This window comes from Clostridium sp. (assembly GCF_051650885.1).
Classification (GTDB): domain Bacteria; phylum Bacillota; class Clostridia; order Clostridiales; family Clostridiaceae; genus Clostridium.
In genome coordinates this window covers 1-6,618 of sequence record NZ_JBOFRG010000083.1, presented here as the reverse complement: position 1 = coordinate 6,618, position 6,618 = coordinate 1, and the positions used below count along the sequence as shown (strand labels likewise).

Annotated in this window: 6 protein-coding genes; 5 read left to right on the top strand and 1 reads right to left on the bottom strand. The window is 35.2% G+C overall.

The window, feature by feature from the left end; translation table 11 throughout:
- Positions 1 to 1,042 (bottom strand): hypothetical protein (locus tag ACRC28_RS04080; protein WP_438542178.1); only part of this gene is annotated, 1,042 nt, incomplete at its 3' end.
- 2,303 nt (positions 1,043 to 3,345) lie between these two features.
- Here ACRC28_RS04080 and ACRC28_RS04075 point away from each other — a divergent pair.
- The 5 genes from ACRC28_RS04075 to ACRC28_RS04055 form a co-directional block, all read left to right on the top strand.
- The gene (locus ACRC28_RS04075; RefSeq protein ID WP_438542177.1) at positions 3,346 to 3,819 is read left to right on the top strand and encodes a hypothetical protein; all 474 of its coding nucleotides are present in this window, start codon (positions 3,346 to 3,348) and stop codon (positions 3,817 to 3,819) included.
- A gap of 131 nt (positions 3,820 to 3,950) precedes the next feature.
- A complete protein-coding gene (locus ACRC28_RS04070) occupies positions 3,951 to 4,631 on the top strand; it encodes a hypothetical protein (protein WP_438542176.1) in 681 nt (226 codons plus the stop codon).
- Positions 4,632 to 4,711: 80 nt separating this feature from the next.
- Positions 4,712 to 5,518, top strand: a complete 807-nt coding sequence (locus tag ACRC28_RS04065) for a hypothetical protein (protein ID WP_438542175.1) — start codon at positions 4,712 to 4,714, stop codon at positions 5,516 to 5,518.
- A 198-nt stretch (positions 5,519 to 5,716) separates the two neighbouring features.
- Positions 5,717 to 6,136, top strand: coding sequence for a hypothetical protein (locus ACRC28_RS04060; RefSeq protein ID WP_438542174.1), 420 nt, complete (start codon positions 5,717 to 5,719; stop codon positions 6,134 to 6,136).
- A gap of 302 nt (positions 6,137 to 6,438) precedes the next feature.
- Positions 6,439 to 6,618: hypothetical protein (locus tag ACRC28_RS04055; protein ID WP_438542173.1), on the top strand; the 180-nt coding region annotated here is incomplete at its 3' end.

Sequence of the window (6,618 nt, the reverse complement as noted above, 5' to 3'; positions counted from 1 at the left end):
TCTCAGCTTCGGTCGAATATTTATCCATTTCCATATTTTTTACCAACAGTTGGCGGGATATATTTTCTTTCTCTAATTTATCTTGTTCCATTTCTTTGCGCAATCTTTCTGTAGCCTTTTCTTGTTCCGTTAGAGCATTGAGTGCCCTTTCCTTTTCTTGAGTGATTTCCTTTTCTTTTTCTATTTTATTTTGTAATTCTTTTAACTTTATTTCAGCAAATTCATTTGCTTGTGTTATTACCTTTTCTTTTTGTTCCATCAATTGATTACGTTCCAATTGTAGATTCTGTAATTGTTTAGTGAGTTCCTCAATGGTTCCATGAGCATTATTCTGTAGTTGATTATATTTATCCTGTGCTTCCGAAAACATAGCCTGATATTGTGCCTCCCGATTTCTTTCCTGCTCCATCATACGTTGACTATGGGCTTGTTGCTCTTTATTTTGGGTTTCTACCTGATGTTTCAACAATACTACCTCTTGTATGTGGGATTTTTCCCGATCGTGAGCGCTCCTTACTTCCTCTTTCAACTTTTGAAGTTCATCATCTTTGGTATTAAGAGAGGCTTTGAGCTCTTTCATCATTTCATATATAACATCATATGCAGGATCGCTTGGTGGATTCATAGGTGGAAAATTATTGTGTATAGAGATTGGGGGGTTGTCATAGGACATTAAATGTGATGGGGAGGGTTGACAAACTAAGGTGTCTACCTGATTCTGTGGTACTAAAGCGAGGTCCGTACGTCCAGGTTCTGATTCAATCAATGCCACAGCTAATTCCATCTGTTCTTCAGCAACAGGACATTGTGCTTCAGGCTGTGGCGCTATAGGTTGTTCGGGTATTCCAAGGGGATTTAATATAGTACCTCTCCTAGTCGTTCTAGTAGAAGGGTCTCCAACCATATTACCGCTCTCCATTCCCTGACATATGATGTTTTTCTTTTTAGTCATGGTTTTAGCAAAGTTTGGTGATGAAGGGGGGTGTGTGTTTTTTCTTATTTTGTCTTTGGGGCTGAGAGAATAAGGGTGTGAAGATTTCATCCGTAGGTATTATAATAAATGATGGTAAGTAGTTAATTTCCGTCCGGGCCCTCCATAAATTGTAATGCCGCCAGATACGCTGGATTTTATAAATAATAATCTTTTCAATTTTATCCAATTTTAACTAACTTTTAACCTTTCAATTTTTATTTTGATTAATTGATAATACTTATAATAAATGGTCACGCGTAAACCAATTATCACTCATAAATCATAAATTAATGACCTTTTATACGTAATAAATCCACAAGTATGTAGATAAATTAGAATAGCAAATCCAGGTATCAATCCCGTGCAAATAGGGCTTTGATAATATAATCAATTATATCTAATCTGAATCAATATTATCAATAACGGCATATACAATGAGTACTTAACCTGTAATATCTAGTGAAAATCAATTATTAATAAATAAGAATAATAAATTCTCCTAGATGCGGTAGGCAAGCTGATTCTCTGATACTTAGATATAAAAGCATGCAAGAATATATATAAACCTGGTACATATGAACAGAATTAAATAATAAATCATTTGTCTATTTTAAGTAATCTTTATTTTATATAAATTATAAAAGAACATAAATTACATAAAGAATATTTAAGATATTTCTGAGTTTTCCAGGTAAGGGATAGTTACAAACCTTAGGTCACCTCCGACCTAATTCCATCCTTTAGTCCTAATTTCTTTTAGTAAATCTAAATATAAATATGTTTTACTTTATAATAAATCTCTTTTATATTAATTAAACAAATAACTTTTAATTTTAACTTTAATTCCACTCAATCTGTCAATATCTTACTTTGACCCTGATGACCCCTCAGCACACTGTCCCTGACTTAGTAATACCTGTCCACCAGTTCGGATGTCAAAGAAATTATTTCTCTTAGGTTTTCAATACAACATATATTAATAAATAACATAATTTTATAGATATTTAATTTATAAAATATTTGTATTAGCTATATGTTTCGGAAGATAGAAGCTGACTCGAGGTACTCACTCGATGAACCACTCTTACTCTGACACACGATTTGTCAAAGTTCGATTATAAATACATAACCTTCTCAAATTATTATTATTTATACCATTCAAAGTTTTCCTTAAGTTTTCAGAAAACAATTAATATTAACATAAAGTTAGACCTGAAAGTGAGAACAGAACCAAAGTGCTGACCACTCTTATCCCGAGACTACAGAGTGACCTAGCACTACTTAGAACAAGGTCATTGACAAAAGCTCTACTGATACCTATAAGTCAACGTAGAGTGATTCATGACACAACAATATTTAATGACAAATATATCTTATACAAAAATAGTTCTTTTATAGTTCTGATCTCTATATATGAATAGAATGAACCCGAAATCCTGCTGCTCTCTTATTAGAGACAAAGTCAGGCACGGGGAGATAGTGCAGCCCCTGACACCAGGCACTGACACATATATATATATTACCTGTTAATATATGAATAGATAGATAAAATATAAGTGAACCATTCGAATATAAGATGAAATAAAATTAAGTTCATAAAATATATTCACGAAACCTAATAAATTATACTCAAATTATATAAGAATAGATGAAGGGACCACTCATACCGGTACAGGGGACCGAGTCATATAAAGTACTTGGTCGAACAAAATGGATAAATCAAAACTAACTCCAATCTCATATATTATATATAATTATGAAACTAGAGATAAAAATATGAATATATAGGTAACATAGAAGTATGGAAGCTAACTCTTACGATATAAACTTCTCATTTTATTGGCAAAGCAGCATCGGTCCACCAGGACACCATAACATGGATAGAAAAATTAACCACATGATGAAATTATACATTAGTGAAACGATACATAACACATCATTAAATATATCATATCATCTGACGTCAAAATTATCACCTTGTAGTAGTTTAGACATAGGCTACAACACTACAACTTTCCCGGGGTTAAGAAGAGACTTCGCTGGCTAATCATCCTCCTTATGTAACCATCAGAGACGCCCTCATCCCAAAGAGTCGAGTGTGCTTGAAGCTGTTATCATATTTCAATCACATATATATTTTATTTTCATAATTTTTCTCACAAATAACCATATTATAGAATCCGAAGTTTTCTGATGATATAGCCATTCCCCGAGTCAACCCTGTATGTACACCCTGCAGAGCGTTAGGCTTTTCATGAATGAGAAGTTAAATCCTTCCATATGTAATTTCTTATAAGATTTCTTCTTCATAGTACATATATAATATAGTCTTGCTTTGATCATTGGTTGTTAATTTCAATCATTTTATAAAAATGGAAGATAAGAATCCTCAAGTAGTATCGGAGTTAGCCACCTCCGATATTGAGATTCGTTTTCAGGTTTTGGATCCACTGACGCGAGAGACAACCAAACCGAAAGAATTAACCCCAAATGACCCCAATCCATCACCCAATAAACCATCTCCCTTTGAACCAGAGATCTCATCACCTCCTCCTATTGTCCAAACATCCATGAGTTATGTTCCTAGGACGCCTCAAGAATTATATGAGAGGAATTGTAGATCTTCTTGGATGGATCAAATAGTAATAGAACCATCCTATTGGGGTTCGAAAGCTCATATAGCAGCCCTGGAAAATTCGAAGAAAGAAAAGGAAAGACGTAATAAGGAAGAGTACATTCTGGATATAGGAAGGAAATGGAATAAACAGCTGGATGAAAAGAAATTGGAGCGGAAGCAACTTCTTCAAGAAGGTAATTTTATATGTGTATATCCTCCTCTTGAATAATTACATGGCTGCAAATTATCCTGTTGGTGTTATATGTCTGTTGTTTTTTAGTCGGATATCCCAACATTCTGAAAGAAGCAGAAGTTGATCAAGTAATATGGGAAGCAACAAGCAAGAAGTGGGGCTGTCTGTTGAACTTCATGGAAGACTATTTAAGCAATGAATTGACGAAAGAATTATCAAGAATCAGAAAACAAATGAATGAATCACAAAAAGATAAAGCAAACACAGATGAACAAATCACAGATACACCATCACATTATCTTTCTTATAAGAATAAATACATAAAGACCCTTTGGATACCTCGACTAGAATCCGCACATCTCCTTTTCCGTGAATGCGTATCTAAGATCTTGGGGCGTAAGCTGGAAGGAAAGGCTGATGCTCCTATTCAGTTGAGGATAAGTAGGAATCTGGAGGGCTTCATGGATCTACGTACTACACGGCTTGTAGAAGAATGGGATCAAAATATTATAGATACAATGTACGGACTGGAACAGGGTCTATCAATTCTCTATGACCGATATATGGATACACCAGAGAGAAAATTTGAATTTAAGGAGCCTGCTGTTGAAGATGATAAATTAATCTGGATGGCTCGACTGGAGAGAGCGAGATATGATGATGACTCTAGTGTTTTCGAAATAGTACGGTCTGGTCCAAGAGAAAGATCCATGTCTAGAGAAGCTGAAGATTATCTCAAATCCGAAGAAAAACGACTGATAGACGAAGTAAAGCGGACTAGCGAAGAGAGGAAACGAAAGAACCAACGATGTAAGTATATATACAAATGCACTGATGGCTGTCCCTGAAGATAGAATGTTCCTTTTACCCAATATCCGTGAATTTGTCCCTGTTGTTTTCAGTGGAAGATTCTGGTGTTATACAAGAGATGGGGCTGAATAAAATTATATGGGATAAGAGAAAACAACAATGGGAAAAGGTTATAGCGATACAAGAAAAACAGCTGATAGACAAGATCACCAATGAATTTGGGAAAATGAGAAATGATGTTCAGTTTCCAACGGTGGATAATGAACGGATCGTAATTGATCTTGATACACAGTTAGAAAAATCTTTGCAAGAGGAGGCAACAATTACAGATGTCCCTGCTAAAAAAAAATGGGATATACTAAATACATTCGATTCATCCCTAAAGGAAAGAGACTACATTGTTGCTGCTATCGCTGTGGTAAGGAGCGAATCCACAGATGAATTCTATAAAGCAGTAGAGCAAATGGAATCTCTTCTCCGAGAGGGAGGAATGTTGGAAGCTGACAGCGACTTCAGCGACCATGCTCGGGCTCGTAGAATATACAACCAGGTTTATCAATGTATTAAAAATTTCCTATCAACCGCTGGAGGAGAAGAATCAAATTTGACCATAGAAGAGATAGGAAAATGGAGTCCCACTAAACTGGCTGAGGAATTAGATCAATCCTTGAAAAGATGGACAGATCAATTTGAAAAAGCAGGCGATAAGTTTAAACGATTTCTTTCGACTGTCCACGATGCACACCCAAGCAAAATTAAACTGTTGTCCCGGAGCGAAGAGATATCATCCTCAGAAAATGTATCATCGGCAGAAGGACTTTACAAAGCAATGGTGGAATATATAGAATCACTTCCGACTGAAGAGTTAATCAGGCTCTCCAAAAGAGTATCGAAAGTAACACCCAGTACAGATAAAGGTATGTAACTAGAGATTGATATTCCCATGTCTTAATTCCAAATCCATTATAGCTCCTCTTGACTCTATTTTTTATCCTGCTGTATTTCAGATTTGGTTCTCACTCAGCCTGCTGATGCGAAAGAAGGTTGTGAGCTTTGCCCTAACACTCAAAAATCAACTCAAATTTCCATAGAAGGGGAAGCAGAAAGTATAAAACAAGAACAGTTGGATATATCAGAAATAAAAAAGGAAAAATTGGAAAAGGAAACGAAGACATCATTAATAGATAACGAAGAAGAAAATATAAAAACAGAGATAAAAAAGGAAGAGGAATCCGACTCCGGCGTAGACGTCAATATAAGTGATGAATCGAGTGATACTGATTCAGAAATAAACTTCGACGATGATTATGATTATACCATATCCAAGAAAAGGAGAACTAATTATAGGGGACCAGCCCGTATGAGCACTGCACAGTTAGTATATAGAAGAAAATGGGTATCTTCCCCAAAAAAGAAATCTCGCCGGGGGAGTGATATGGGGTCATCCGATGAGTCCGATATGGAGGAAGAATTCATAGAGAGCGAAATAGAAGAAGAAGTATGGCCTCATATCGGTCAGTATCCACATTCCTATCCCCCATAAAATGAAACACTCTTTTGTTCTTCTCTGTTCTCATAAATATTTGATGCATGTCTATACTGTTGTCTTCAGAACGGTTGTATAAGAAACTCAAGGTCTGTGAGAGAGAAAACAAAAGGTTACAAAATCAATTGTTGGTTATAAAGATGGAGAAATCTGTTGATGAGAAAAATTCTGCGGATATGATAAGTAAGTCCTAATAATGTAGATTCACTATATCTTGATTCATGAGTCTGTTGATCTTTTCTTCTTTTCTTTGTTATCTATTCTTTTATCCAGAATATTTAGAATCCCGGGTTGAATGTTTGAAGCGTAAAAACAATAGGATCACGGAGAACGAAACTAATATAGAAAGTAAAGAAAATATTGGACTAAATAAATCCGAGTCATCCAAAGGAAATAAACCTGTTGATAAAAATTCTTCATCGGAGAAAGGTAAACCCAAGGGAAAAGTATTCACAAGGAATGAGGAAAATCCAAATGAA

Bases quoted from the DNA above. Each gene is read 5' to 3' on its own strand.
- ACRC28_RS04075 (WP_438542177.1), top strand. From the start codon at position 3,346: ATGGAAGATAAGAATCCTCAAGTAGTATCGGAGTTAGCCACCTCCGAT.
- ACRC28_RS04065 (WP_438542175.1), top strand. From the start codon at position 4,712: ATGGGGCTGAATAAAATTATATGGGATAAGAGAAAACAACAATGGGAA.